19 protein-coding genes are annotated in these 26,941 nt (G+C 49.7%); 16 read left to right on the top strand and 3 right to left on the bottom strand.

The window, feature by feature from the left end:
• Window positions 1-441: 441 nt before the first annotated feature.
• The 8 genes from BN2762_RS03355 (at window position 442) to BN2762_RS03320 (ending at window position 11,119) form a co-directional block, all read left to right on the top strand.
• Window positions 442-1,386: an AraC family transcriptional regulator gene (locus BN2762_RS03355; protein ID WP_055105621.1), complete on the top strand. Its 945-nt coding sequence runs from the start codon at window positions 442-444 to the stop codon at window positions 1,384-1,386.
• Between the two features lie 82 nt (window positions 1,387-1,468).
• Window positions 1,469-2,464 carry an N-acetylglucosamine kinase gene (locus BN2762_RS03350; protein ID WP_055105620.1) on the top strand — a complete coding sequence of 332 codons (996 nt, stop codon included), beginning with the start codon at window positions 1,469-1,471 and terminating at the stop codon, window positions 2,462-2,464.
• A complete protein-coding gene (locus tag BN2762_RS03345; RefSeq protein ID WP_055105619.1) occupies window positions 2,457-3,767 on the top strand; it encodes a 6-phospho-beta-glucosidase in 1,311 nt (436 codons plus the stop codon). Before BN2762_RS03350 ends, BN2762_RS03345 begins: the two co-directional genes overlap by 8 nt.
• A gap of 235 nt (window positions 3,768-4,002) precedes the next feature.
• Complete coding sequence (locus tag BN2762_RS03340; RefSeq protein WP_055105618.1) at window positions 4,003-4,971, top strand: ABC transporter permease; 969 nt, start codon at window positions 4,003-4,005, stop codon at window positions 4,969-4,971.
• A gap of 27 nt (window positions 4,972-4,998) precedes the next feature.
• Window positions 4,999-5,892, top strand: a complete 894-nt coding sequence (locus BN2762_RS03335; protein ID WP_055105617.1) for a carbohydrate ABC transporter permease — start codon at window positions 4,999-5,001, stop codon at window positions 5,890-5,892.
• A gap of 85 nt (window positions 5,893-5,977) precedes the next feature.
• Window positions 5,978-7,651, top strand: a complete 1,674-nt coding sequence (locus BN2762_RS03330) for an extracellular solute-binding protein (RefSeq protein ID WP_055105616.1) — start codon at window positions 5,978-5,980, stop codon at window positions 7,649-7,651.
• A gap of 104 nt (window positions 7,652-7,755) precedes the next feature.
• Window positions 7,756-9,330: a response regulator gene (locus BN2762_RS03325; protein ID WP_055105615.1), complete on the top strand. Its 1,575-nt coding sequence runs from the start codon at window positions 7,756-7,758 to the stop codon at window positions 9,328-9,330.
• 25 nt (window positions 9,331-9,355) lie between these two features.
• Entirely contained in the window at window positions 9,356-11,119 is a 1,764-nt protein-coding gene (locus BN2762_RS03320) for a sensor histidine kinase (protein ID WP_055105950.1), read from the top strand.
• On the opposite strand, the gene aspA is transcribed toward BN2762_RS03320, so the two are convergent.
• Together aspA and BN2762_RS03310 are read right to left on the bottom strand one after the other, a co-directional pair.
• Window positions 11,095-12,534 carry an aspartate ammonia-lyase gene (gene aspA / locus BN2762_RS03315; RefSeq protein WP_055105614.1) on the bottom strand — a complete coding sequence of 480 codons (1,440 nt, stop codon included), beginning with the start codon at window positions 12,532-12,534 and terminating at the stop codon, window positions 11,095-11,097. The genes BN2762_RS03320 and aspA overlap by 25 nt on opposite strands.
• A 101-nt stretch (window positions 12,535-12,635) precedes the next feature.
• On the bottom strand, window positions 12,636-13,883 hold the full coding sequence (locus BN2762_RS03310; RefSeq protein WP_055105613.1) for a GNAT family N-acetyltransferase: 1,248 nt from the start codon (window positions 13,881-13,883) through the stop codon (window positions 12,636-12,638).
• A 271-nt stretch (window positions 13,884-14,154) separates the two neighbouring features.
• Between BN2762_RS03310 and BN2762_RS26730 the strand changes: the two genes are divergently transcribed.
• The 5 genes from BN2762_RS26730 (at window position 14,155) to BN2762_RS03290 (ending at window position 22,220) form a co-directional block, all read left to right on the top strand.
• Window positions 14,155-14,316: a hypothetical protein gene (locus BN2762_RS26730; protein ID WP_154674761.1), complete on the top strand. Its 162-nt coding sequence runs from the start codon at window positions 14,155-14,157 to the stop codon at window positions 14,314-14,316.
• 416 nt (window positions 14,317-14,732) lie between these two features.
• Window positions 14,733-15,983: an MDR family MFS transporter gene (locus tag BN2762_RS03305; RefSeq protein WP_055105612.1), complete on the top strand. Its 1,251-nt coding sequence runs from the start codon at window positions 14,733-14,735 to the stop codon at window positions 15,981-15,983.
• 89 nt (window positions 15,984-16,072) lie between these two features.
• On the top strand, window positions 16,073-16,327 hold the full coding sequence (locus tag BN2762_RS03300; RefSeq protein ID WP_055105611.1) for a hypothetical protein: 255 nt from the start codon (window positions 16,073-16,075) through the stop codon (window positions 16,325-16,327).
• A 116-nt stretch (window positions 16,328-16,443) separates the two neighbouring features.
• Window positions 16,444-18,249, top strand: a complete 1,806-nt coding sequence (locus BN2762_RS03295; protein WP_083484746.1) for a protein kinase domain-containing protein — start codon at window positions 16,444-16,446, stop codon at window positions 18,247-18,249.
• A gap of 218 nt (window positions 18,250-18,467) precedes the next feature.
• The gene (locus BN2762_RS03290) at window positions 18,468-22,220 is read left to right on the top strand and encodes an S-layer homology domain-containing protein (protein WP_055105609.1); all 3,753 of its coding nucleotides are present in this window, start codon (window positions 18,468-18,470) and stop codon (window positions 22,218-22,220) included.
• Window positions 22,221-22,289: 69 nt separating this feature from the next.
• On the opposite strand, the gene BN2762_RS03285 is transcribed toward BN2762_RS03290, so the two are convergent.
• Window positions 22,290-23,837 (bottom strand): methyl-accepting chemotaxis protein, encoded by a 1,548-nt coding sequence (locus tag BN2762_RS03285; RefSeq protein WP_222861010.1) that lies wholly within the window; start codon window positions 23,835-23,837, stop codon window positions 22,290-22,292.
• A gap of 252 nt (window positions 23,838-24,089) precedes the next feature.
• Here BN2762_RS03285 and BN2762_RS03280 point away from each other — a divergent pair, with 252 nt between their 5' ends.
• The 3 genes from BN2762_RS03280 to BN2762_RS03270 all read left to right on the top strand — a co-directional run bounded on the left by BN2762_RS03280 (window position 24,090) and on the right by BN2762_RS03270 (window position 26,877).
• Entirely contained in the window at window positions 24,090-24,956 is an 867-nt protein-coding gene (locus BN2762_RS03280; protein WP_055105607.1) for a response regulator, read from the top strand.
• Between the two features lie 179 nt (window positions 24,957-25,135).
• Entirely contained in the window at window positions 25,136-25,492 is a 357-nt protein-coding gene (locus BN2762_RS03275) for a hypothetical protein (RefSeq protein ID WP_055105606.1), read from the top strand.
• A 281-nt stretch (window positions 25,493-25,773) separates the two neighbouring features.
• Complete coding sequence (locus BN2762_RS03270) at window positions 25,774-26,877, top strand: LolA family protein (protein ID WP_055105605.1); 1,104 nt, start codon at window positions 25,774-25,776, stop codon at window positions 26,875-26,877.
• The last annotated feature ends 64 nt before the right edge of the window (window positions 26,878-26,941 follow it).

Genomic DNA, 26,941 nt, shown 5'->3' with positions numbered 1-26,941 from the left:
AACCCCCTTTTGAGATTGGATATACCGACTATGCAACCTTGCTTTACCTGGATTGACAATGCAGGTCCTCCTCCTTATACAATGAATTGGCAGGCCTTCTTACTAATGAGCATCACCTCCTGCAAAATAAAATTTATATAAACTCTGACCGAAGAAGCTGTTCCAAGGAGCTCCGTGGTTGAAACAGTCTTTGACAGAGTTCATATCGCAATTTACAAGGTGAACAGACGACGAGTATCGACAAAATGCAGCAATAATTACATGGTTAACACTGGATTATATTCCGAAAATCAACAGAAATGACAAAACATTAAGAATTTTAAGTAACATACTAACGCTCTCTTATGCAACTCGTCAAGCCTATTTTTTTACAGCTATGAAGGCATTATTGGCAAACCCTTGCTAGATCAAGAGATAAATACGATGTTAGGAGGCAAAAAAATGAAGCCGTCAACCACTTCCATTCAGCGGGATCAGATTTCGCTTCCCCCGCACTTCCCTTTGCACAGTTCCAGAACTGAAGGGGTATCCCCTTCCTTTCAGCGACTTCATTGGCACCGGGCTCTGGAAATCAATTTGATCGCTCGCGGCACCGGGATTTATGTTATCAACGGGCAGGAATATCCGTTTGGTGCGGGCGACATCTTCCTGATCGATTCGGATGACCTGCATCGTGCTTACGAAGGCAATGGCCTCGAGATGGTAATTCTGATGATGGAGCCTTCTTTGCTTGCAACCGAGCAAAGATACGACCCGGAAATCCTGCTTCCCTTTCGGGATAGCGGGACCTGTTTCTCGAATCATATTTCGAATGAACAGCCCGGAAGTGACAGAATTGCCGGATATATCGAGCAAATCGATGCGGAATTTGCAGCCATGCAGCCATCGTATGCCTCGATCATCCGCGGCTTGCTGCTGCTTCTGCTGGGCGAGGTAAACCGCAGCTTTAAGCGCCAGGGGCTGGGCAGAAGCGCGGGTGCAACCACAGGCACAGGCGCGGGCCGTTCCCTCTCCGGCCGCAGGCAGCTGGAGCAGATGAGGGCGGTTATCATAGCGATGGAAAACGAAATTTCCCATCCGTGGACGTTGAAGGAGCTGGCGGATATCGCTCATCTGAGCCCCTCCCGCTTTAGCGCGCTTTTTAACCAGGTCGTAGGAACCTCGCCGCTGCATTATCTCGTCCAGCTCCGTCTGGATCATGCGGTCGAATTGCTGGAGCAGGGAGAGCTGAGCGTACTGGAAATCGCTGAGCAATGCGGATTTAGAAACCTCTCGAATTTCAATCGGCTATTCCTGAACTATTTGGGCATGACTCCCAGCGCAATGAGAAAGCGGCTGCAGGGGGAATCCGCCGTCAAATCGACTGTAAGCGCTCCAAAAGAGTAAGATGATATCAGTTTTGAGGCTGATTATAGAAGAATTCAGCAGGTTATCCCCTTATTCTAATAAGGAGAGGGAGAGATGACCTATGAACTTCTTTTTGGGTGTCGACGCTGGCGGCAGCAAGACATACAGCCTTATCGTCAATGAGAAGGGCGAGACACTCGGCCGCGGTGCAAGCGGCAATGGAAATCATCAGACCAACCCCGTTCATGCGGAGAACAATATTGCTTCAGCTTGTCATCAAGCTCTCCGGGAAGCGGGGTTGTCCAAGGAAAATATAACTCATGCATACTTCGGCCTTGCCGGGGCGGATCGCGAGCCGGATTATAAGGTGCTGCGCCCGATGATTCAAAGATTGGGCTTTCCGCGGCACTCCATCGCCTGCGATACGATGATTGCCATGCGTTCGGGCACCGCTCGCTCCTATGGCGCGGTCGTGATCAGCGGCACGGGCTTTAATGCCGCCGCCCGCAATTCGGCTGGCGAAGAGCTGCAATACGGCGGGTTCGGCTATATTTACGGCGACGGCCAAGGCTCGGGAAGGGATCTGGCGAACTTCGCGTTCCGGTCTGCGGTTCGCGCTTGGGATTTACGGGGCAAGCCCACGATACTCCACGACTATGTACTGCAGGCTACGGGATTCCCAAGCGTTCCGCAAATGCTTGATGCGGCGCTGGATCAAGGCTATGTTCCGCCTCTATCCTTGGCGGAGCTTGTATTTGCGGCAGCGGAACAAGGCGACGAAGTCGCTGCCAGCCATTTGGCGGAGCAGGGCAGTGAACTGGGGAATGCGGCTGCAGCGCTGATTCGCAGGCTCGGGATGGAGGAGGAAGAATTTGATGTCGTGCTTGGCGGCAGCATCTTATCCAAGAGCCGAGGCACGATTCTGACCGATGCGCTGGCCAGGACCATCAGCCTGACGGCTCCGCGCGCCAAGGTTGCGCGCATTACTATGGAGCCCGTTGCCGGTGCGGTGTTAAGCGCCATGGATGCAGCGGGACATGAAGCAAGCGAGGAGATTATGGGCCGCCTGCGCGGCATAAGCTTCAGCAACTTGAAGGGAGAGACAGAGGATGAGTGACAGACGCGGACTCAAAATAGCTGTAATTGGTGGGGGCTCCTCGTATACCCCTGAGCTGGTGGAAGGATTAATCAACGGGTATGAGGAAATGCCGATAGCCGAAATTTGGCTGGTCGATATCGAGGCGGGGAAGCACAAGCTGGACATCGTGGGCAATCTCGCCAAGCGTATGGTTCGCAAGGCAGGACTGCCCATTGAGGTGCATTTGACCCTGGACCGGAGGGAAGCGATCAAGGACGCGGATTTCGTATCGACGCAGATGCGCGTCGGCATGCTGGAAGCCAGGAAGCTCGACGAGCATATTCCGATTAGCCATGGCGTGATCGGTCAGGAGACGACCGGACCTGGGGGCATGTTCAAGGCGCTGCGCACGATTCCAGTCATTTTGGATATTTGCCGCGATATTGAGGAGCTGGCGCCGCATGCATGGATGCTGAACTTTACGAATCCGGCGGGAATGATTACCGAGGCTGTCCATAAGTACTCGCGGGTCAAATCGATCGGACTGTGTAATTCACCGATCAATTTCAAGAAGTCTCTGGCATCGGCTTATCATGTGCCGGAGGAGAAGGTTCTTCCGGAGTTCGTCGGTATCAACCATCTGCACTGGGTTACCTCTGCCCTCGTAGACGGCAAAGAGGTTCTGCCTGAGCTCCTCGCGGGCGAAGGCGGCGCGTACACGGCGACGAATGTTCCGACCTTCGGCTGGGATCCTGAATTTCTGCAATCGCTATCGGCCGTTCCGACCTACTATCTCAAATATTTTTACATGCAGAACGAGATGTTCGAGGAAATGAAGGAATCATTGCTGAAGAACGGGACCCGGGCCGACATCGTCAGCCGGGTGGAGGAGGAATTGTTCGAGCTGTACCAGGACGAGACGCTGGAGGAGAAGCCGAAGCAGCTGGAGCAGCGCGGAGGAGCTTATTACTCTGAGGCTGCAGTAAGGCTGATGCAGTCGCTGTATCTGGGACGCAATGATATCCAGACGCTGAACGTGACAAATAACGGCATTTATGATTTTCTGCCTGAGGATGCCTCTATTGAGGTGAACTGCGTCGTGACCTCCGGCGGTCCCGTTCCTCTTGTCCCAGGGCATGTTCCATCGCACATCAAGGGCCTGCTGCATGCAGTCAAGACGTACGAGAGCTTGGCGATCGACGCTGCAGTAAGCGGTGATCGGGCGCTGGCACTGCTGGCCCTGGCGCATCATCCGCTCGTGCCTTCCGTCTCGAAGGCGCAAGCGCTCCTGAATGAAATGCTGGAGGCGCATCGCGAGTATCTTCCGAAATTTTTTGCATAAAGCTATAACGATCAGGGGTGTCCCGGCTGTCATCAAGCATGACCACAGGGGCATCTCTTTGTTTACCTAATACTTTGTTCTCAGTTTGCTGAAGTGATATTTTGTTCTCCTTCATGCTCCAGCTATAAGAAGACGGTGATTTTTATCAGATTTAGTTGATTAGGCAAGTAGTTAATAATCTCTGTCTTTTTTAAGATATAAGTAAGTTGTAAAACGGAGTAGGAGGGAACAACATATGTCACAGCTTTCCGTTGAGAAAAGTATGCAGCCAAGCCTGCCGCAGACCAAAAAAAAGAAGAGCGGGCTGATGCGCTTTTTGAAACAATGGGATTTGCAGTTAATGGTCATCCCAGCTTTGGCGCTCGTTTTTGTCTTTTCGTACATTCCCATGTACGGAATTTTAATCTCTTTTCAGGATTATAAAATCGGCAGCAGCTTCACGAGCAGTCCCTGGGTAGGATTCAAGCATTTTAATTATTTTTTCAACTCGCCGGAATTCGGTGTGGTCATGCGCAACACGATCGTCATCAGCTTCCTTAAATTCCTAATTGGATTTCCAGCACCAATCATGCTGGCATTGATGCTGAATGAAGTCCGGAATATGGCATTTAAAAGAACCGTCCAAACCGTGACTTACTTGCCATACTTTATGTCCTGGGTTATTGTTGGCGGTCTGGTGAGCTCCTTGCTGTCCGTAGACAGCGGTGCCATTAATATGCTGCTGGAGCGCTTTAACCTAATCTCCCAGCCGATTAATTTCTTGTCCTTGCCTGAGTATTTTTGGGGAATTCTCATAACCACGAATGTGTGGAAAGAGATTGGTTTCGGCTCAATCGTGTACTTGGCAGCGATTGCCGGAGTTGACCCGCATACCTATGAGGCAGCCTCCATCGATGGGGCAAGCCGCTTTAAACAAATTTATTTGATAACGCTTCCTTCGATCATGCCAGTTGTTACGATCTTCATGATTTTGGCTATCGGCAATCTGCTCAGTGCAGGCTTTGAAGATATCCTGATCCTCGCTGCAGATAAATCGCTTAGGGACGTCTCCGATGTTATCGACACGTATGTCGTGCGGGTGGGTATTGAAAACTATCGTTACTCTTTCGCTACGGCGGTCGGTTTGTTCAAAGCAGTAGTAAGCGTTGGACTTTTGACATTGGCGAACCTAATAGCTAGAAGATCCGGCAATAGTCTATGGTAATCCTGACACAATTGGAGGAATGCGGAAATGGCACGTGAAAGCTTCGGCGATCGGCTCATGGTAATTATCATTTATGTTTTCTTGAGTTTACTGGCGATTACAACCTTGTATCCATTCCTGAATGCGCTGGCAATTTCCTTTAACGAAGGAATGGATACTTCAAGAGGCGGAATTACGCTTTGGCCCAGAGTGTTCACATTGGAGAATTATGGTGTGGTGTTTAAGGACGAAAGGCTGATTAACGGCTTTGTTGTCTCGGTTCTTCGTACAGTGATCGGTACAATCTCATCGATATTCTGTACAGCCATCTTTGCATACGGCATGTCAAAAAGGGAGTTAATCGGCCGGAAATATTACATGATTATGTGTATTATTACTATATATTTCTCGGGCGGTCTGATTCCTACATTCCTGCTCATCCGTAACCTTGGACTGATGAATTCCTTCTGGGTATTTATCATCCCTTCCCTGGTCGGTGTCTGGAATATGATTATATTCCGTACTTTCTTCCAGGGGCTTCCGGTAGGGCTTGAGGAATCGGCGCGAATAGACGGCTGCGGTAACTGGGGAACATTCTTCCGTATCGTAATTCCGCTGTCGGGTCCGGTCATAGCGACTTTGTCCTTGTTTACGGCGGTTGCGCATTGGAATGAATGGTTCCTGGCGGGGATTTATATTTCGGATGTAGAAAAGTATCCGATCCAGACCATCCTCCGGCAGATTCTTCTTTCGAATATTGTAACGGATCAGGGCGGGCTTGATTCCTCCGCTTTGGCGCATATGGCCAAAGTGAGAACGATTACAAGCAAATCCTTGTCCATGGCCACGATGATGGTAGCCACACTTCCGATTATTACTGTATATCCATTCGTACAGAAGCATTTCGTTAAAGGGGTTCTTGTAGGTTCGCTGAAAGAGTAGATCGGGCGCAGCTACTCGTATGTACAGCGTTTAGAGCATCATGCTTTAAACATAAATTAAGAATTTGAAAGGGGAAAGCAGCAGGATGAAAAAAAGAAATTGGCTGATCAGTATCTTGTCTGTGGTGATGGTCTTCTCACTCATGGTGGGTTGCTCCTCCGGCAATGGGGGCAACAAAGGAGCCGCACCGAGCAACACTGGGGGAGAGCAGCAGCAGGAGGGAAATACACCTCCTGAGGAATCCAACCTGTATGAGCTTGGCAAAGAGCCTCTTGAAATCTCAATCTTCGGTAACTATGAGTGGTACACGATGCCGAAATGGGGAGCAGATCCCATGACCAAATGGGTTCAAGACAACAAAAAAATTACAATCAAGGAAATTCCGAACGGTGGAAATAACGCTCAAAAGCTCAATACGATGATTGCTTCCGGTGAATTGCCGGACATCGTTTGGGGAGAACGTGGTGCAGACGTAGAGCGTCTTCGGGAAGCTGGGCTTCTGGTGCCGCTTGATGATTACCTGGATAAATATCCGAATCTGAAAAAATGGCTTGACCCTGTAGCCTTAAATATGCTGCGTTCACCTGACGGGAAGCTGTATCAATTCCCGAACTGGTATACGAACCGCCCGAACGGTAATGCGGGCTGGGTAGTGAACAAGAAAATCTACGAGGAACTCGGATCTCCTAAGCTGGAGACGACTGACGATTTATACAACTATTTGAAAATGGTTAAAGAGAAATATCCAAACGTCATCCCGCTGGAAACAGATTTGGCCGCAGAGGGACACGGTCTAAGCCAAATTTATTCTGCATTTAAAGAAAATAACTTAAGTGCCGAAAGATATTATGCCGTTCCTGTGGGCGACAAGATGGAATCGATTTATAAGGATGAGGCATTCCGTGAATCTGTTGTCTACACGGCTAAATTGTTCCGTGAAGGTCTGATCACACAAGATGCCATGACACAAACCCGTGATCAGGTTCAAGAGAAGCTTGTATCCGGCCGCGTAGCTGTATATGCTTCGGGGAACCCTACGGTATTTGCTATGGAAGCTGATGTAGCGTTAAGAAAGAAAGATCCAAATGACGGTTATTTCATGATTTGGCCGATCTACAAGGAAGGTCTGGACAAGAACAAAATTTATCCAGGGACTTATAATAAATTAGGCTGGAATGCTGCGGTAATCACGACCAGCGCGAAGAATCCTGAGGCTGTATTTGCATTCCTTGACTGGTGGACGGGACCTGAGGGGATGGTCTTGCAATACTACGGAGTTGAGGGAGAGTACTGGCAAGGCTGGCAAGAGGATGGAACTACGCCGATATTTACGGAGAAATATGTAACGCAAAGAGACCAACTGGCCGAGTATCAGAAGAGTACGGATCCGTTCCAGTGGGTGGGTAATACCGTATATCTGGATGATATGAAAGGAAAATATGAAGAGACCTTGAAGGAAGAGGATCGGAACTGGGCGACTTACTGGCAGTATAAAATCACATGGAAAACGCAAGGCGACTATACGGAGTTTGTAAACATGCACCCGATGCCGGATACCGAGGAAGGAATTGCTTTCCAGCGGGTTAAGGATATTTGGCTGAAGGCGAGACCGCAGTCCATGTATGCTAAGACGGATGAAGAAGCGTTAGCCATACTGGATAAGGCCCACGAAGATTCGATGAAGGCTGGATTCCAAAAAGTGCTCGACTATTATACAATGAAGTGGGAAGAGAATAAGGCAATGATTAATAGAAATTAATAGTTGTATTTGAGGGGGCCTCCGGGACCCCTCATTGTGTTACCTAAATCCAGATATTAATAATTCATAAAAGCAAGAAGATCGCTCAGGGGGAGATGTTCACCATGTACAAAGTGCTGCTGGCCGATGACGAAGTGTTGGACCTTGAAGGAATGAGGCAGTTCATTCCCTGGTCTGAGCTCGGGCTTGAAGTGGTTGATGCCGTGAATAGCGGATTTGCCGCTTGCGAGGTAATTGAACGCCGGCCTGTCGATATTTTGGTGACAGATATCAATATGCCTCATATGTCTGGATTGGAGCTGGCGCGCATAGCGATCGAGAAGAAGCCGGATATTCGCATTGTATTCGTCAGCGGATATCAGGACTTTCATTATGTGAAGCAGGCACTTTCCATGAAGGCTTGCAGCTACGTGCTTAAGCCCGTAGATGATGATGAACTGATTGCCTCGCTGCAGACGGTTAGGCAGGAGCTTGAAATTGAGGGTAAACGGCGTGAAGCGGAGGAGCAATATCGAAGCATGATGCCGATGGCGAGAAACGAACTGCTCCTGCGTCTGCTTGAGGGCGAGCTAAAGGGACAGGAGACTGAAGCCTGGACGCGGGTTGCTGCAGCTTCTGGGTTAAATTCATTGCAAGGCCCGCTGCGGGCAGCCATCATGGAAATCGATGATTTAAGCCGGAGAAATCAGAACCAGGTGGAAGCGACAGATCAATTTGACGGCTTGCTGCAGCAGCTGCAGCAGCTTCTGCTGGAGCTCGGCATGCAGTTTGCATGCAAATTGTCCAAACGGCGGATAGCCGTCATTATGCGTGAAGACCAAGTGAATGATTGCATTTCTACATTATATAGTGCTGTTAACCACAGGCTGGCTGTGTCTGTGACGATTGGTCTTGGAGACCCGGTCGAGGATATATCCCTGATGCCTCAATCCTATAAGCAGGCGCTTGAAGCACTGGACGGCAAAATGTTTATTGGCCGGGGACAGCTCATTAAATATGAAGAAGTCCGCCGTACCCCAGAGATGAAAGATGCGAGAACACTGGACATTCGCCTGGATGCCTTATTCAAGGCCATGTCCAATTATGAGCTCGTTAAAATACATGATGAAATTGATAATTTGTTCCAATCCGTATCCACGCTGCGTTCCAAGTTTACGATTTACAATCTGGCGATATATATTGTGTTCAAGCTGGAGCACTACTTGAGCACGCTGGATGAGGATTTATCCAAAATATTAGGCCTGGAGCTCTCTAGCCTGGATATCGTATTGAAGTTCGAAATGATGGACGACATCCGCTCCTGGCTCGTGCGCAAGGCCTTCGAAATTTCCGAAACTCTGCGACAAAGGGAGAACTCGCAGTGCAGCAGGCTGATCCGCGAAATACTGAGCACGATGCAGGATAATCTGCATGAGAACATTACTTTGAAGGATATCGCCCACAAATTTTCCTTCTCCCCGAACTATTTAGGCCATTTATTTAAAGAGGAGGTAGGCAGGAGCTTCAGCGAGATGCTGATTCAGCTCAGGATGGAGAAGGCCTGTGAGCTGCTGCGGAATCCGACGCTCAAAATTTACGAAGTGGCCGACCAGGTTGGTTATCGATATATTCCTTATTTCAGCAGGCAATTTAAAGAAACCTACGGGATGACGCCGATGGAATTCCGCAAACGAGAGTAATGGGAGGGAAGACAGATTGCTGCCCATGAAGGAGAAGAAGAGGCAAAGGCATTATATTCCGTTTGGTTATAAGTTGATGCTGACATATATGTTTTTCATCGTGATTCCAGTCATCGCCATTGGATTTTTCTCGAATGCGATGTATCAGGAATCGATCCGCAAGCACGCGCAGACGAATCTGCAGGGAACCTTGCAGCAAATGAGGGATAATATCCAATATAAGCTGGAGGATGTAGAACGAGCATCTTCTATGATATATGATGATTATTCTTTGGTGCTGCGCCTGCGCCATTTTGAGAACGGCTGGGAAACCTATGAGAGTACGACAATAGCACTTAGACCCAAATTCCAGAACGCGATGCTGGCAACGAGGCTGAACATGGCAATGTTCATTTTTTTGCAAAATCATAATTTCAACGAATCCTATTACGGCGACTTCGAGCAGGAGGATCTGGACATGCTCGAACGCAAATATAATATCTATCATCTGGACCGGCTGGAGGACCTGGAGTGGTACAAGAGTTTCCCCGAAGAGAAATTCGGGGAGACTTGGGCCTGGAAAATGGTGCAGCGGGATGAGAATTACGGACGGATATCCTTATTGCGGCGTATGGTTGATGTATTTCCGCTGGAGGTCAAGGAAATCGGGTTTATGCGCTTTAGCGTCAGAATTCAGGATCTGTTCGAAGCGATGGATTATTTGAAAATCGGGGAAGGCAGTCTATTACTGCTTAAGGATGAGCAGGGAAAGGTCTTGTATCAGTCGGGTGCAATTCCAACTGGGGTGAGCGTGGGAGATCTTTCGGAGAAGGATTACTTAATCATCACGGAGACCTTGAATAAAGGAAAATGGGAACTTCTTGCCTATGTGCCCATGACGATTATGGAGCGGGATTCCGCCCGGGTCAGCATGTTTATATTGGGAACCTGCGTCATTTTACTGGTCGTATTCTCTATCGTAGGCATGTTCATATCGAGATACTTCTCGGTACGTGTCATGAAGATCGTGTCCGTGCTGAACGCCTTCCGGGAGGGAGATCTGCACAAACGGATGCGTTATCAGGGCAAGGATGAGTTCTCGCAAATTGCCTCCGCGCTGAATGAGATGGGCCAGAATATCGACCATCTTATCGAACAGGTCTACCTGACGCAAATCGAGAAAAAAGAGGCGGAGCTGGAATCCCTGCAGGCGCAGGTCAATCCGCATTTTCTATATAATACGCTGTCCTCCATCAGCCGGCTGGCCAAATTCGGCGAAATCGACAAGCTGCAGAAAATGGTGCTTGATCTCGCCAAATTCTATCGCCTCTCCCTGAATGAAGGAAGGACGGTGATTCCGATTCGTCATGAGCTGGAGCAGGCAGAGGCCTACATTAATATCCAGAGGACGAAGTACGGGGACAAGGTGACGATCTCCTATGATCTGGATCCAGAGATTGTCCGTTACGTGACGATCAAACTGATTTTACAGACTTTCATTGAAAATGCGATGGAGCATGCCTGGTTTGGGGATTCCCTTCATATTCGGATCGAGGCGAGGAAGCTTGGTGACAACATCGTATTCAAGGTGATCGATAACGGTCTCGGCATGCCGCCCGAGCTCATTCGCCGCATCTTCGATCCGGTCGAAGGCCAGAATGTCGGCTTCGGCATCCGCAACGTAAATAGCCGCATTCAGCTCCATTTCGGCGCGGAATACGGCGTAACGATCGGCAGCAGACCGGGGATGGGGACGACGGTGCAGATCGTCATCCCGGCCACCCCTTACTTCCTGGAGGAAGTGGACTGATGCAGGAATTTGGCCCCGGCAATCCCCGGCGTAGTCATTTCGTGGGGATCGAGGATTTCATCGAGCTCCTCCGGGGTCAATACTTTATATTCGAGGCATAGCTCGCGCACGGAGCGGCCCGTGGCAATGGCTTCGGAGGCGATTTTGCTGACCGTTTCATAGCCGAGATGCGGGTTGAGCGCGGTAATGATGCCGACGCTCTGATCCACGTAGGCTTTGCATTGCTCCTCGTTCGCTGTAATTCCTTCCAGGCAGTATTTCTGGAACGATTGGAAGGCCTGGTTCATAATGCTGATCGACTGCATCAGGTTGAACACGAGTACAGGCTCCATGACGTTCAGCTCGAATTGCCCCGCTTCGGCAGCCATGCTGATGGTCGTGTCGTTGCCGATGACCTGGAAGGCGACCTGGTTAATGAGCTCGCACATGACCGGATTCACCTTGCCCGGCATGATCGAAGAGCCGGGCTGGCGGGCCGGCAGGGAGATTTCCCTGAACCCCGCTCTAGGTCCGGAGGCCATCAGCCGCAAGTCGTTGGCGATTTTGGACATGTTGATCATGCAGAGCTTAAGCGCGGCCGATGTCTCCGTATACGCGTCGCAGTTCTGCGTGGCGTCAACGAGCTGGCCTGCCGAGAACATAGGATATCCGCTCAGCTCGGCCAGCAGCTTGACGACCCTCTCGATATACTTGGGCTCTGCGTTTAGGCCGGTGCCAACCGCCGTAGCTCCCATATTGATTTCAAATAAAGCTTGTCTGGTCTGATCCATTCTGCGAATGTCGCGTTCCAGCACGCGCCGGTAGGCTTCGAACTCTTGTCCGAGGCGAATAGGCACGGCATCCTGCAAATGGGTCCGTCCCATTTTGATGATGCTGTTGAATTCCTGCGACTTCTTCTTAAACGTATTGGCCAGTGAACGAGTCGTCTTAATTAGCCGGTCGAGCAGATTCAGAATCGCGATATGGTTCGCCGTCGGGAAGACGTCATTCGTCGATTGGGACATGTTCACATGGGTGTTCGGGCTGACCGAGGCGTAATCGCCCTTCTCTTTGCCAAGAATCTCCAATGCCCGATTGGCAATTACTTCATTGGCATTCATATTGATCGAGGTGCCCGCGCCGCCTTGAATCGGATCGGTAATGAACTGGTCATGATAATGTCCGCCCATGATTTCATCCGCTGCTTGGATAATCGCTTTACCGATTGCAGGGTCAAGCTGGCCGATATCCATGTTCGCTTGTGCCGCCGCTTTCTTTACCAGAGCAAGCGCATGAATGAGTTCGGAATATATTCTGTATCCGGTAATGGGAAAGTTCTCTACGGCCCGCATCGTCTGAACGCCGTAGTAAGCCTCCTTCGGAACCTCCAAAGTACCCAGGAAATCTTTTTCGATGCGAAATGAGTTGATCGGCATGATTCTTCCACCTCTCCTTATATCTACATCTATATTGTAACCTTTTTGAGCGGGAGGATATCCAGACAGTGGCCTGTTTTAGCGCGTCTGATGTATTGTTATTAGAATTTATCCGTCAAATAGAACAGGGCTTGCTGGGCCGGGAATAACATCCGCAGCAATTCATCCACCGGAGGGCGCGGATCCTGCCTCTCTCCGGGGCATTGCTTGATGCTCATGCCGCTGTTGTAGCCGTGAAGCAGCATCGTTACGAGCTCCGACTGACGGAGTTCCAGAGTAGTCACCTTGCTGGAATCATAATCCGTGGCGATGGCTAAATGCTCTTCTTCATAGATAAGCAGCGCAGACTGGCCTTCGCAGCATAGAGCAACTCTGAAGTCTCCGGCCGACTCATGACGCAGCCTGCGCTCCAATACCGGCTTTATGATATGCAGAGCTTCGGCCAGCCGGATGATTTTCCACATCATCAGATTGGAGGCATCTGCTTCGGCGTTCCATTCCTTCAAGAGAGGCAGCAGGGCGTGATCTGGAGGCAGTCTGAATTGCACCGTCTTCACTTCCGGGCGATCTGTCAGCAAGTGGGACAGAATCGGCAGGATGGCGGATGCGTGTTCCGGCAAATAGCATAGCTCCTCAAGGGGGATAGCCCCATTATCCTGCCGGCCCAGCCGGCCGTAAGCGACAACGGAGTCGCCCTGCAGGGCGACAGACCAGACGCCTTGCTGCCATTCCGCCGATTTCATCATGTCCTGCCAATAAGCTGCATTGCGCACTCGCGACAAAGTGCGTCTCGCATTAAATCGCTCATAGATCCCGGCGAGCTGGGCTGCATGGGCTGACGGATCAAGGTGCCTGATCGAATAAGAGGAACGTGCTTCCGGATCCAGGCTCTGCAATGCCTGATTTGTCTGGTCAACGATCTGATCAGCGGGCAGGTGATACTCTGTTTCGGGAACGATGGTCCAGCCCAATTTCTCATAAAAAGGATGGATGACCGCGAAGAGCAGCGACAAGTCGTAGCCTTCCTGTGCCATCCATTTCGTTAGCTTCTTTAAAATCTCCAGACCCAACCCCTGTCCGCGGAATTCGGGCTTCGTTCCTACGCTGCCGATGCCGGCGACCTTGAGCGTGACATCCTCTATACGGCAGATGTAAGGGAAAATTTGAACCGTCGAAGCAACAATGCCATCCACGACGGCAACCCAGGTTGTATCAAAACGGTAAGCCGTACTGTTGTCGAGACGGGATTGAAAATAGGATTTACCTACGGGGAAGCATGCATTCAGCAGCTCGTAAACCGCTTCCAGTTCGATTCGGCTTTGAACCGGGCGAATCTCGATATTTGACATGTATTAGTCACATCCCATGCTGATTAGTTAACTAGATAATTCTACTGTATCATGTTCCGCAATATACCTACAAGATTGATGAGACGGAATGATGAATTGTTCATGCCTGGCCAGACTGCAACTTTATTTCCTTTTATAACGTAATAAGTTTAAAGCATGTAGCAACGGATGAAGCAGAGCTGAAGCGGATGCATCCGTGCATACATTTGAAATTAAGAATCATTATGCTGCAATGACTGAAGCGGCTAACACATGAGAGGAGGAAGCCACGATGAATATCGTTGTTCATAGTTCATTGCCCTATTACTCCCAACAACCCAGATCCACCATGATGCATCTTTCCAGGAAAAATGACGACCCGCGCAAGGCCGTCCGGTTCAAGGACGTGCTTCAGGAGAAAATGAAGGCCAACCGCGACAAGCAGAAGCGTTAAACAGCATTCACGACAGATCAGCGGATTCGGACATTCCACGTTGGAAGCTGTTCAGCCCGCTAGCGATCAACGTACTGCGCAAATACAGCCTCAGCGAATACACCATAGGTTCCAGGTACATATGCCTCGCCTTTCTAGTGCCCCTTCATATTCGCTTGCAGCTTTCGACCAAAAATTTCCCCCGAATGCTGTTCATCGAACTTCCTGCCATCGTTAATTCTGCCTCCGAATTCTTTTCATTAAATTGTATGCTTTGAGTCATGCCGGTTGCCCACTTTCCTTCTGTGCACCCAGGCATGGGTTCGAAACTGCTTTATTCTATTTACAATATGGCAATATGCCTTGACAGTTCGGAGGAATAAGAGTTAAATGGTCTGAAATGGTTTTGAATAATTTGTAAAAAAGAAGGCGCATAAATGAATGCTCATTTGAAGCAAATCCACCCGTTGTCCTGGACGATCATCATTGGCACTATATTCGGCCGCATCGCGATTTCGATGAGCATCCCGTTCTTGTCCATCTACCTGATCCGCTCCATGGGCGCGACGCCGGCAGAGACGGGGATCGTTGTAGCCGCCAGTTCGCTGATCGGCGTATTTGCCAGCTTCTATGGAGGCTATGTTTCCGATGTTATTGGCCGCAAGAAAGTCCTTTTCATAGCTATTTTTGGCTGGGTTCTTGTGTTTGCAGGCTTTGCTTTTGCTAATAAAGTATGGATATTTTTCATTATGAATGCCTTAAACGGCCTATGCAGGGCCACCTTCGAGCCCACTTCCCGCGCGCTCCTTGCCGATATTACTCCCAAGGAGAGCAAGCTGCTCGTATTCAATCTGCGATATGCGGCCATCAATATCGGGGTCGTTATAGGTCCGCTCCTCGGATTGCAGGCAGGGGCCTCCGACTCCAATAGCGTGTTCCTGATTGCGGCCGCAGTTTACGCCTGTTATGGGATCTGCCTGGTTGTGCAGTTTCGCCGCTATCCTGAGCTGGGCCAGGCTAACCAAGCAAACGAGCAGCGGCTTGGTCTCATCGAGGCCTTGAAAGCGACAGGCAGGAACCGGACATTTATGCTCGTGCTGATCGGAATGATTTTTTGCGTGCTTGGTTACGGGCATTTCGACTCCACACTGGCTCAATATATGGAGATGAGTCCCCGGATCGAAGAGGGGGTCAGATGGTTCAGCTACCTGATATCGCTCAATGCGGTAGTCGTGCTCGTTATTCAATATCCTCTCGTCCGGTTCGCCGCCCGCTTTGCGCCGGCCCTGCCGATCATTGCCGGCAATTTGTTCACGGGGGCCAGCCTCGTTTTATTCGGGATGTTCGATACCCTTCCTCTTCTAATGCTCGGCGTCGTGATTTTTACCATTGGCGAAGTGCTGGTGTTCACGGCAACGGATGTGCTCGTCGATCGGATAGCCGAGCCTGAGCTGCGGGGAGCGTATTTCGGCATGTTTGGTTTCAATAACCTTGGAGCGGTTTTGGCCCCTTTGCTGGGCGGCTTTCTGCTCGAGGGCCTGGGGGTCGCCTCGTCACAGCTTATCTTTGCTCTGCTCGGATTGACGACCTTTGCCGGCATTCCGTTTTTGTATTTGGCCCATCGGAGCATGCAGCGGCTCGAGCTGGCCCGAGTCAAGCGGGAAGGACAGCCATTCATCTCATCTTGAAATATATAGAATTCATACATTAGGCTATCGTCCACACTCCCCCTGTAAATGACGCGTATATTGTGTCATGAGCCCGGGGAGGTGATCAGTTGGTAAAAATCAGTGATCAAGCCAGGAAGCATTTAAATAAACGGGTCAAAATCAAAACGAAGACTGGTGCGGTGCTGTACGGAAAGATCGTCAAGGTCAGCGGCAAGAAGCTGTATCTTCAAGTGGCTTCCGTCCATGACCGGGGCAGCAAGGCCCATGCGACGCTCGCTCCGTTCATCATTCCGCTGGTGTTATTTGACTTGCTTGCCATCTTGCTGTTGAAGAGACGGAGAAGACGGCGGCGTATTTTGTAAAAAGCCATATGAAAAGGTACTTAATAAAAGGAGCCGCGAGGCTCTTTTTTTGCAGATACAGAACATGTAAGTGACTAATCTATAGTACAATGAATTTAATTATTCGATGATTATTGATGAAGAAGGATTGCAGCGCCATGATAAATATCCCCGGTTACTCTATCGCTCATACGGTCTATGAGGATCCGTATCTTCTGGTGGCTTTTGCCCTTTCAGAACCATCAGCGGAGCAGGTCTTGCTTAAGATTGTCAAAAGCGGAAAAAACACGATGATCGAGAATGCCAAGCTGATCCACGAATATAACTTCTTGAAAGAGCTGGATATGGAAGGGCTGTTCAGGCCGAATTCGTATATGAATCACAAGAATATGATGATTCTGGAGTATGAGCCGATTTATGCGTTGACATTAAGGGACTACTGGTCGAAGGCTATAATCACTTCCGATAGGTGCGTGCAGATATTTAAGCGTGTAATCATGCGCCTGCATCAGCTTCATCAGCGAAATATTCTTCATTTAAATATCAGGCCCGATACGCTGCTCATTCAGCAATATACGGATAATATTTATTTGACGGGCTTTGGCTACGCCATCCATTTGGACGAAAGAGGAGAGACAGGCCAGGGCAGTCTGGAAGGCAATCCTGTGTATATGTCGCCAGAGCAGACGGGAAGGATGAATGGCGGCGTCGATGTGCGTGCGGACATTTATTCACTGGGGATGACATTCTATGAGCTGATGGCCGGGCAGCTCCCTTTCACGGCTGGCGGAGCGCTGGGATGGGCTCATGCTCATTTGGCGAGAACACCTATCCCTCTGACCACCGCTAACCCGGCGGTTCCTCCGGCCATATCGGAGATAGTGATGAGGATGCTCGCCAAGGATCCCGGGCAGCGGTATGCCGGCATGGGAGCCTTGCTGGAGCAGTTGGAGAGCTGTTCAGGGCCATCCATAGAGATGCTGAGAATGCAGGCCCCCCATTGGTTTGACAGCAAAGAGGCAGCCGCCGCCTGTGAAAGGATAGATTTACCGGAAGAGAAATATTCGGCTGCGTTACATTCAATGCCTCCCGCCGGGACAGGCCCCGTGGACGCTTATCGTCCATCCTTGGTCATCAACGACAATATCGTCAGTTACCCGCAGGTCCTCGATCTTGCCGCGGTTGTTCAGGCCTCGCAGATTTTCTCGGAGGCCAGCAGCGGGGAGCAGATCGCAGCCCAGCTTATGCAGCTCATTGCGACCAATGCCGGAGCGCAGCGCGGTCTGCTGCTGCTTCCATATGCGAAGGACTGGTTCGTGGATTTGGAAATCGCGCTGACGGACAGGGGTATGGTTTCCGAGCTTCCGCATCTGCCTCTGGAGGCATATTCCGATATTCCCCATAGGTTGATTGCCAGCAGCATCGGGGAGAAAATGATCCTTCAAGGAGCTGGAGCGGCGGAGCTGCCTCTGCAGGGGGCGCATTATAGCGATGCGAACCGGGGAGGCTCTGCTCTCTGCATGCCGATCCTTGTACAGGATCAGCTCCAAGGTCTTCTATACATTGAGAATCGTCTGACCTCCAGGTATTTTGCCCCGGAACGATTGTCCGTACTGCGCAATCTGGCTTCTCAAGCCTTGTTCGTGCTGAAGTCGAGACCGCCGGCCATGACCCTTGAAGCCGGTGCTGTGCGACAGGAGCCTGCCGCAAGGGTTGAAGGCTATGCTGAACTCAGGCACTCTCTGACTCCAAGGGAGCAGGAGGTGCTGCAGCTGTTGGCTAGAGGGCTGTCGAATAAGGAAATTGCCGACTCCCTGACGATCACGAGCGAGACGGTCAAGACGCATCTTAAGAACATCTTCGGAAAGCTGAAGGTGGATCGGCGCATGAAGGCGGCTGCTATCGCAAAGACGATAGGCTTGCTGGATGACAGGGATCCTTAGCGAGCGCTATATTTTAAGCTTGGTTTTGAAAGAGTGAAGGGACGCCGGACGGCGTCCTTTTTTAATGCAGGTGTTGGGAAAAATCCCTCGGTCGGGGGATATTTATTTCATTTTTTACAATCTACAATTTAAAAGAGATAGGTCAGGGCGGGCTGATCCAGAAAGGAGAGTACATTATTAAATACCCGGGTAGAAAAAGTTTTATTGGTTTGTTGTCGATGGTCTGTTTTACCGCGACGCTCTTATTTGCCGGACCGGCAAGCAGAGCTTCAGCCGAGCAGATTCAAGCCGAAGCGATCTATATGATTAATTACAATCCGAGCGGATTCGCATCGATGTCGCATCGCTATAGCGATGGAAAGGAATTATTCTATATTGATTTAAACTTTAGTCAACTGCCTTCCAACGCGAAGTGGGCTACGTTTCTTCCATTCCGAGGTTTGGATGAGGGGGTAGAAATCTACTATAGCCGTGACGGAGTTACGACCGAGAAAAAATTCATCACGGACTATTGGTATGGGCTTCCGACTGATGTCAGATGGATCACGGTCAGCAATTTCGACGGCGGTTTTGGCGAAAAGAATCCGATTTACAACCAAAAATACAGATACAGCCTGGACGGCGTCACTGTACTGGAAGGGGATTCGGTTCCAGCGGAAGCGATATGGGCTACCTTAAGTTCTTTTGAGAGCTCTTGGGGCGGCGAGACCAAAACGCTTGATTACAGCAGATCTTCGGGCACTTATACGTTAAACATCGATACGATACAGAAACTGAGTATTTCATCGAGTAATCCGAATGCTCCGAAGTATGCTCAGGCTGGAGATACGGTGACGCTATCTATCTCTTCTGCATTCTATCTGAAGCCTCCCGTCGTACGAATTGCCGGGCAGGAGGTCCAGGCAGTGCAAAATGGCAACCGTAAAAATTGGAAGGCTGCCTTGACGCTGGATTCCTCCGTTCCTGAAGGTACTGTCCCCTTTATGCTCGAATATGAGGACGAAACAGGACAGCGGCGCGGCCAGCTTGACACAACTACGGACGGGAGCAAGGTTCAAGTTGATAAAACCCCGCCAATCATTGGTTTTAGGCATTCACCTGCAGATTGGACGCAGCAGAATGTGTACGTCGTTGGTTCCGTCAGAGATGATGGCTCTGGCGTTGCTGCACAAAAATGGTTAAAGGGCGAACATGATGCCACATCCATGCGGAAATATGGAACCACAGTGCCTGGAAATTACTTTATTGCCACCGATAACGGGAAGTATACCTGGTACGCGAAAGACCATGTCGGCAATGAAAGCGTCGCAGTCACTGAAGTTACGAATATGGACCGCCTGGCACCGACGCTGGAGGTCTTTACGACGCAGCAGGGATGGACGAATCAGCCGATTCCGGTTACGGCCAATGCAGAAGACGTTCAGAGCGGTTTGAATTCGGGGCAGTTCAAATGGGCTGCTGGGCAGCAGGCAGCTGATTATTTTCGTTCGGGCGGCACCTTAATCGTGAATAATAATTTTCTTGCCGGTAGTAATGGCAAGTATACCGTCTATGCCGCGGATCAGGTTGGCAATGAGACGTTCCAGACCATTACCATCGATCAAATCGATCTCATTCCGCCAAGCCTAACATTAACGCCGTCCACGGGGGCGCCGACAAGTCAGGATGTAATCATTGATGTCAGCGCGCTTGATCAGGAGAGCGGAATAGCAGAGCTGAAGTGGGCCAAGGGAGATCTCAATGCTGCCTATTTCGCCCAGGGAGGCAGCGTATTTAACGACAGTTTCCTTGTTTCCGAGAATGGCATATATACGGTATATGCCAGGGATAATGCAGGGAATGAAACTGTACAGACGATGTCCGTAACGAATATTTTCAAGACCGGCCCGAGCCTCTCCCTCTCTTTATCTTCAACGAGCTGGAGTAATCAGCCGCTTGCCGTAAATATCCTCTATTCCGATAACGGAAGCGGGATCGCCAAGCTGGAATGGTCCAAGAAAGGGCCGAATGAGCAGCGGGTTGCCCTGGATACGGACGATATCCAATTCCTCGTGCATGAGAACGGAGTTTATACGGTATATGCCAGGGACAAAGCCGGCTTTGAGGTTAGTGCTGATATTGAGGTGAGCCGGATTGATATAGAGGCTCCCCGATTGGATGTAAGCTTGGATTCAATGGATTGGACGAATCGGCCTGTCACGATCACCGTTGCTGCTAACGACAATACGGATGATCACGCAGCCCTGAAATGGAGTGAAGGGCGACATCCCGTTTCGTTCTTTCAAAATGGCGGGGGGAGATCGTTCCAGGATTATTTCCAGGTCAGCCGAAATGGAGAATACACGATCTACGCTGAGGATCACGCGGGAAATGGAGCTGTAGAGACGATTGAGGTCAGCCATTATGATGGAACTGAGCCAACGATTCATCTCAGCATTGGGAACGGTCAGCCGACCAACCAGAGCGTGACGGTAACCGCCGACGTATATGACCGTTTAAGCGGAATCAGTGAAGTGAAATGGGCGGCTGGAGATCAGCCTGTCAGTTATTTTGAGCTGGCCGGTACGGATTTTGGGGGATCAGGCTCCTTTGAAGCTGAGTTGAATGATATTTACACAGTTTACGCCAAGGATCGTGCCGGCAATGCTGCTATACAAACGATCGAAATCACGAATATCCATAGGGATGTCCCCGTTATTAAGCTTATGGTATTTCCGACGGCATCTACGAACCAGAACGTCACCGTGACTACAGCTGTATATTCACCAGTGAATTTGGTCGCAAAAAAAATGGCGTTCGGATTTCATGAGTCATCTTATTTCGAGTTTTACGGGGATCCGCTATTGCCAGAAATAGCCGCTGTGGATAACGGCTGGATCAGCTTCTATGCTAAGGATGAGGCCGGCAATGAAACAGTGAAGCAAATCGAAATTGCGAATATTGATCGCAACCGGCCGGTTATTACGTTAAAGGGCGACCCGATTATAAGCGTTGTACAAGGCAGCTCCTTTGAAGATCCCGGAGCCGCAGCTGCAGATGATGTAGACGGAGATATTTCCCGTAAGATCAGGGTGTCCGGCCAGGTAGACACAGGTGCTGCCGGCGAGTATATACTGCGCTATAACGTCTCTGATGCAGCGGGGAATGCAGCTGAAGAGGTTGTACGGACGGTGAAAGTAACACCCCGGCCTATTATTGATGACGGCGGGCAGGGAGGCGGGGGCAATAGCGGCAGTAACGGAGGATCGCCTTCTAGTGGCGGCAGCCCTTTCAACAGCAGCGGTACTCCTTCCAAAGGGGACACCGCCGCTCCTGCTAAGGAGACAGGAGATTATTCCAAGCCTGGTCTTCCGGAGGTTGAACTTGAATGCTCGGCGGGAGCCAGATGCAGCGATAATAATAGCCAGGTATCCTTAAGCGATATTGATGGACATTGGGCTGGTGGAGCGATCCGTGAGCTTGCAAGGAGGGGTTATGTTAAAGGTTATCCTGATGGAAGCTTTCAGCCTGGCCGCGAGCTAACGAGAGCCGAGTTCGTCACTATGCTGGTTCGGGTTCTGAAATTAGAGGCGCCGGATTCCGGAAGGTACGCCCCTGTGTTTGACGATGTGCAAGGACATTGGGCGCAGAAGACCATTGCCGCAGCACAGCACTATGGGCTGATTCACGGCTACGGTGACCGCGTATTCGCTCCGGATGCGCCGATTACGCGCGAACAATTGGCGGTAATCCTGGCTCAAGCCAGCGCTTCGAGGTGGCCAACGGCTATCGATGATGCTGCGCAAGGAACTGGCAGTCTGTTGTACGGGGATGCTGACCGTATTTCCGGATGGGCGCAGCAGGCCGTTCTGCGGGTAACGGAGCAGAGGATTATGATTGGCACACCCGACATTCGCTTCCAGCCGCAGGCGCTGACGACAAGAGGAGAGGCTGCCGTTGTATTGTTGAAGCTTATTACACAATTTGAATAGCAGGTTTGCGTAGGATTATCAAGAAGGCATACGGCTCTAAGCGCCGTATGCCTTCTTTTTGCAGTCTGGCTAGGATTCATCGGCCGATAAACTCATTCTGATGCTCTTCACGATCGCGCCGAGCTCGGTAACGAGTGATTCCAATTCCACGGCGATATCATGGACCGAGTCGGAGGAAGCGGATTGTTCTTCTGCGGCGGATAATATTTTTTCGATGTTCGCGAAGAAGGCCGAGGTGATCTCCGACGTCTGCATCATCATGTCATTGGTTTGCTTAGAGTGCTTAAGCAGCAAGTCGGTTGCAACGGACATTTCCTTGATTTGCAGATCCACTTTGCTCGATGATTCTGAAATTTCTTCGAAGACATGCTGCGTTTCCGCAAGTTGCTCCAGTCCCTTCTCCACTTCTCCCAAGCTGAGGTTCATCTCGCTCAACACCTGATCAATGCGGCCCTGGAAGGTCTGGACGTTTCTGTGGATTTCGGCAGCGGAATCATTCGATTGGCCGGCCAGCTTGCGGACCTCTGCAGCGACTACGGCAAAGCCGCTTCCATGCTCTCCCGCCCGGGCCGCTTCGATCGAGGCGTTCAGCGCCAGCAGGTTGGTTTGATCCGCGATGGATGAAATAAGATCCACAAGCTTCTCGATTTCCCGCGAGCTGTCTGCGAGCTGATGGATGACCTCGTTCACGTGGTTGACGGCGGAAGTAATAACCTGAATCTGGCCTGCCAGCGAATGAATTCTCTCCTGTCCGGCAGTAACCTGGAGCGAGGTTGCCTGAGAATTCTCCGTGACCCTATTGGCGTTATCATTAATATGCTCTACCTGCTCCAGCATGGTTTGAACGCTGTTAACCCCTGAGCCCAGCTTATTCGACTGCTCGTATGCCCCCATCGAGATCGTTTCTATGGAGACTACGATTTCTTGACTGGCCTTGGCGGACTGGCTGGCGCCGGACAGAAGCTGGGCAACTGCCTTCAGCACCGATTCGCTGGAAGCGTTCATGTTGCGGAGAACTTCGTCGATGGCCTTCTGCTGGGAAGCCACCGTTCTTTCATATTCGCCGGTATGTATTTTCTTGGAATAGACGAACCAGATCGTTGCACCGCTCGTAAGAATCAAATAGAGGGCATGGATGAGCAGCAGTGAGAAGCGGTAGTCGGATGTGCCGCAGAGCAGCTGCGGGAACCAGAAGTAGCCGGCCAAATGGTGCAGTGTGAATATCGCGGTGCTGTAGATTAGGATTTTGATATTTTCATAGTAGGCGATAATGACGATCGTCATGAATATGGAGAAATGGTATTCTACGAATCCGTCACCGCCAGCTATAATGGAAATGCTGCTGAATGTCAGCGTTGTGCTGACCAGCCAGGGCAAAGCCGGGGACTGTGCATTTTTCCGGTAAATAAAGAGGCTCCAGGCCAGCAGGATAATTGGAATGAGAAAGAGCAGATTCTTGAACAAGGATAGCCCCTGTGTCAAATTGCTGATGCCGTTCAACGCTTTGTGGGCATCGAATAAAGACGTATATTTGTGTGCGGCATGTGTTCCTAGCGATAGAAATATAGAGACGCTGGACAAAATGAGCATGATTGAATTTTTTTGCAAATGCTTCAACTTCATCTTGGTTTCAAACCTTCCTTTATTGATGTTTTTAGTTACAAATTTGTGAAACTATTAATTAACGGACGGTATTGGCCGAATTAGTATTCAAATCCCCATGGAATAAGGTTCAACTCGGCGACTCGTTATTTTGGGCATAATGTACGATCATACATCGTTTGACTCACAGAATTCTCACAAAATGTACTGCTCTTTGACCGCGCTTCGTCACCGCGACATAAATAAGCTTGAGAGTAGGTAAATGTCATGCTTAGAACAGTTATCGTAGAGGATGAATTGCTTTCCCTAAATATGATGAAAAGATATGTAGGCGAGCATCCGAAGTATGAGCTTGTCGGGGCTTATTCTGATCCGCTCGAGGCTTTGCAAGACATTCCGGGCTTGGAGGCTGACGTGCTTTTTATCGACATTGGTATGCCGGGTATAAATGGCCTGCAATTGGCGGAGCAAGTAAAGAATGAGTTCATGCAAATCGTTTTTACGACGGCTTACCGAGAGTATGCGCTAGAGGCTTTTCGCGTCGAGGCAGTGGATTATTTGCTGAAGCCGATTACGCGTAAAGCGATCGACTCCGTCGCATCCAAATTGGAAAAGATAAAAAAATTATTGGCGATACAATCTATAGAATCCAGAGCGTCTGTTATGAAGGTGCAATGCTTCGGTTCGTTTCAAACGACAAATAAAGCCGGAGAAATCGTGAAGTGGCCAACTAAAAAAACAGAAGAAATGTTTGCTTATTTTATCGTGAAGGAAGGGCAGATTGTAAACAAATGGATCATTGCGGATATGCTATGGCCGGAGATGGATAGTTCCAGAGCCATACATAATGTCTACAATACGATTTACCGCATGAAAAAGACGTTTGAGAAATATTCCTTACCTTTGTCGATTAGGGTAATTAATGAAGGCTATGTGCTCGAAGTAGAGGGAGAGGCGGAAATTGATTTCCATATCATTAGAGGATTGTCCGCTCAAAGGGATTTGACGGCAGATCAGCTGCAACTTATGCATGATTTATACGCAGGCCCCTTATTTAATGATAAGGACTATGCGTGGTCTATCCATTTGAAAGAATCCTTTGACGTATTATTTTTGAATGGCTGGGATCCTTGAATCGTTCCTTGCTGCTAGACCGGCAACGGCAACATCAGAAGCCGTTAGTCGAGTTAGTATGCTGGAAATTCAGTTCAAAAGGGTCGCCATTAAGCAATTCAATATGGACGGCAAATTTCCGATATATATATTAGGGTAGAACTAATGCGAGTATTTCTTAATATAAGGAGGCTTCTTACATGAAGGTATCTGCTGCGCTTCCAATGAGTGGAATTACAAGCGGACAGGCCAGCATCGACAAACAAATTCAAATGCTGAACAGGCGAAAAGAAGCTATTTTTCAAAAAATTGCCGATGTTATTCATAGTGATGATGAACAAAAAGTTAAAGAGGAAAAAATCAAAGCGCTCAAAATGGAAATCAATTTAATCGATCTTCAAATTCAGCAGCTGATGAAAAAAAAGATGGAAATGGAAAAACAAAAAAAGTCCGCAGTTGAAATGGGGGAAGCCCCGCTTCCACCGTCGCCAAGCGACTTGATTCAACCCGATCGCCAGCCAAAGCAAAACAATGGTTTTATAGATATTAAATTATGAAGACTGATCAAATTGGAGTAAAGGGACATCATCATTGAAAGGAGCCTTATGAGAATTCATAGGGCTTATTCTTCTATTTATAACATTCTATTGGGCCCAGTTCTTCATAAACCTCATCCCCGAGCAGCCTAATCTCAACGGAATTCCGAACAGTTTACCGTTCGTCGGCACGTGGCATCGCCTACCTGTTCACCCTTGTCTAACTAGTCCGCATAATCGGCCAAGTTCCCTCATAGACATGTTATCAGTTTAGGAAATCAATCTGCAGAGGGGATGATCTCATGCGACGGATCACTTGGGCGTTAGTCATAGTGATATGCTTGAGCGCAGTGCTGAGCGGGTGCGGCAAGAAGGACGCTGATGGTGTTGTCAAGGATTTGGACAAAGTTGTTACGAAGCTGGAGAGCTACCAAGGCTCGGGAACGATGACGCTTCATACGGGGGATAAGCCCCAGGAGTATAAGGTAGAGGTATGGTATCAGAATCCGTCTTATTATCGGATTGCCCTGACGAATGCTCAGAAGGACATTACGCAAATCGTTCTCAAGAACGATCAGGGGGTCTACGTGTTGACGCCGAGCTTGAACAAGAGCTTCCGCTTTCAAAGCGACTGGCCCGAAAACCAAGGTCAGGTCTACCTGTACCAGACGCTTGTGCGAAGCATCCTTAGCGACAACACTCGCCAATTTGTAAGCGATAAGGATAGCTATGTGTTCGATGTGGCTGCAAATTACAATACCCATGCCCTTGTTCGGCAAAAAATATGGCTGGCCAAAAATGACTATGCGCCAAAGCAGGTCCAGGTCTCAGATGCCGAAGCGAAGGTCGTGGTCGAAGTGAAATTTGATAAGTTTAATTTTGATGCCAAGTTTGATGATAAATCCTTTGATATGCAGCATAACCTGGATACGGCGGGTCAACACTCAAAAGGAACGCTCCTCGAGGTGGACGAGAACGGAATGCTCGTCGAGAGCAAGGAGGCCTCCGGACCAGACGCTGAGGATCAGGGAGCAGAAGCGCAGGGGCCAGCAGCTCCGGCGCTAAGTGAGCCGTTCGGCGTTATTCTTCCGACATATTTGCCGGAGGGCGTTGTGTATAAAGATGACAAAGTCGTAGATGATAGTGATAGAAGCAGCGTGCTGCTCCGTTATGACGGTACATACCAATTCACATTGGCCGAATCCCGTTCCCCGGATCGCACCGCTTCACTGGTAGCCGGAACAGTCATCGATCTCGGGTTTACGGCCGGCCTGTTGACAGGCGATGAGCTGCAGACTCTAACCTGGACGATGGATGGGCTGGAATTCCGCATTACAAGCGACAATCTTCCCGTGAGCGAAATGGTAAAAATCGCCGCGTCTATGGAGGAGCAAACGGGTAAATGAGTAAGAGGCTGGCGGACTTGCGGTTCTTCGGATAGGCAGTAGGAGCTACCCGAACCCGTCGGTC

The organism is Paenibacillus ihumii (assembly GCF_001403875.1).
Lineage (GTDB): Bacteria > Bacillota > Bacilli > Paenibacillales > Paenibacillaceae > Fontibacillus > Fontibacillus ihumii.
The sequence above is the reverse complement of the archived record's forward strand: the minus strand, read 5'-3'. Positions and strand labels throughout refer to the sequence as shown.